This window comes from Streptobacillus felis, from assembly GCF_001559775.1.
In the GTDB taxonomy this organism is placed as follows: Bacteria; Fusobacteriota; Fusobacteriia; order Fusobacteriales; family Leptotrichiaceae; genus Streptobacillus; species Streptobacillus felis.
The window spans coordinates 1-556 of the sequence record NZ_LOHX01000328.1 but is presented as its reverse complement, the minus strand read 5'-3'; the positions used below and the strand labels follow the sequence as shown (position 1 = coordinate 556).

Sequence of the window (556 nt, the reverse complement as noted above, 5' to 3'; positions counted from 1 at the left end):
CAATAATAGAAAATGAAGAAATAAAAGGATATAACAAACCTAAAGGAAACATCAAAAGCTTAAAAGAACTAAACACAGATTAGAATTTAGAGATAATAGCAAGTACCTTTAAATCAGAAGGAGATATAAAGGCAAAAGAATTAAAAGTAATGACTTATGCTGGAGAAGAAGGCATAAAGCTAAGTGCAGACATAATAGGTTCTATACATGGAGATGTAGTAAAGATAGTAGCAACAAAATCAGGTATAGGAGTTAAAAGTATAACTTCAAAAGATTTAACATTAGAATCAAAGACACAAGCTAAAATAGAGGAAATAAAGACAAATAATCTAAATGTTAAGGTAGAAGAAGATTTTACAAATAGAGATAAAATAATATCAAATAATAATATAAATATATCAGCTAAAAACATAATAAATGATGGTAATGTATTAATAAGTGATAATATAAACCTAATAGCTCAAAATAACATAGATAATAAAAATGGAGCAATAATACATGCAGATAAAAATCTAAATATATCAAGTACTACTTTAAATAATGTAGGAAGAGTAAA

General features: G+C 25.0%; 1 protein-coding gene. It reads left to right on the top strand.

Features of this window, described 5'->3' with window-relative positions; translation table 11 throughout:
- Nucleotides 1-149 precede the first annotated feature (149 nt).
- A partial coding sequence (locus AYC60_RS07750; RefSeq protein WP_156447710.1) for a hypothetical protein occupies nt 150-556 on the top strand: 407 nt, incomplete at its 3' end.